We start from the raw sequence: 1447 nt of genomic DNA, 5'->3' as shown, positions 1-1447 counted from the left end.
GACGTCGAGCCCCGGGTTCGAACGCAGCGTGTGTACCTGCCCGTCGTGGACGTCCTTCAGCACGGCGGAGTCGCTCTCGACGTGCGTGACGAGGAACGTGCTCTCCTTCTCGTCGGTCATTGCTCCCGGGTAGTCGCTCGGCCGACTTCCGGCTTTCGAGCCGCCGCCGGCGACCCGCGCCTACGCGGCCCCCGCGTCGCCGTCCGGCCCGCCGTCGTTCGGCCCGCCGTCGTCCGGCCCGCCCCGGAGCCGGAAGTGCGTCGCGAAGACGCCGAGCGCGGCCGCGACGGGCGGGACGAACCCGGCTAACTGCGGGAGCGCGTACAGCGCGTTGACGAGGACGGAGTCGCTCGGGTCCCGGAGTCCTTCGGGCGCCGAGATGACCATGCCGAGGTACAAAGAGAGCAGGAAGAGGAAGCCGGCGACCCCCATCCACCGGTCGTACGTGGCGGCGACTGGATCGCCCCGCCGGTGGCGGCGGGCGACGAACAGGATCGGCGCGAGCAGCGGACCGACGGCGCCGAGCCCGGCGACCACGAACAGCGACCGCGAGAAGAGAAACGTCCCCCCCTGCGCCGAGACGGTCTCGCCCATCCAGACGACCAATGCGAGGGTGACGACGAGCGCGACGAACCCGGCCGCCAGCGCGCCGAGCGCGGCGTACGCGCGCATGGTCCACGACTCGGTCGCGCGGAACGCGTAGGGGATCGCGCCGAACACCCCGCGGTAGCTGTCTGCCATCACCCGCAGTAGGCGCGTCGGTGAATTAAACCCCTCGTCGGGTCAGGGGCTAAAATCGTGCGGGCGTCAGCGTATCTACCTTACCACAATCTCTGAATTCGGGTAGAACGACAGTTAGATCGTGAAATTTCAACGGAGCCTTCTGTTCCGGTTCCGTTGACCGGCTGACACGCTCTGACCGTCGCATCGATCATCTGTCATCGACGGGCTAAAGCGGAATCTCGGTTCCGTCGTCCGCCTCGACCGCCCGTCGATAGACCGCCTCGCTCGCCGCAGCGTCCAGTGTTGCGGACCCGACGCTCACAACAACCACCACCTCGTCGGGCGATTGGCGCAGATACCCGTCCGCGAGAGGAACGCCGAGTTCGATCAGATCATCCGCACCAAGACCGCTCGCGAGGAGGTCACCGGTCTCGGCGACCTCCTCGGGTACGTCCGCAAATACCCGCCTGGCGCGTTGGAGGACACGAGGGTCGAGCTCTTGGGTGTCCGCGGTAAATGCGCCGACGGCGACGACGAGGCTCCCCGGATCGAGCGCGTCGGGTGGAAAGACCGGTTGGGTTGCGGTCGTCGCGGTCACGACCACGTCGGCACCCTTGACGGCCGCTTTGGCCGAGGTAACTGCGCGCGCACGGATCCCCCTCTCGCTCAGGTCTGCCGCGCACGCCTTCCGCGAGTCGCTCGGCGAGTAGATTCGCACGTCCGA

At 68.1% G+C, this 1447-nt stretch carries 2 protein-coding genes and 1 pseudogene; all 3 read right to left on the bottom strand.

The annotated features are described in order from the left end of the window. Window positions 1–120, bottom strand: a 120-nt coding sequence (locus U4E84_RS17315; RefSeq protein WP_322533338.1) for a DUF5812 family protein, incomplete at its 3' end; no start/stop codon positions are given. Window positions 121–180: 60 nt separating this feature from the next. After that, complete coding sequence (locus U4E84_RS17310; protein ID WP_322533337.1) at window positions 181–741, bottom strand: hypothetical protein; 561 nt, start codon at window positions 739–741, stop codon at window positions 181–183. A 208-nt stretch (window positions 742–949) separates the two neighbouring features. Further along, window positions 950–1447, bottom strand: a pseudogene (locus U4E84_RS17305) (ornithine cyclodeaminase family protein); the annotation flags it as partial.

The sequence above is a fragment of the Halorubrum sp. AD140 genome (genome assembly GCF_034497445.1).
Classification (GTDB): Archaea; Halobacteriota; Halobacteria; order Halobacteriales; family Haloferacaceae; genus Halorubrum.
This window is presented reverse-complemented; position numbering and strand designations above follow the sequence as displayed.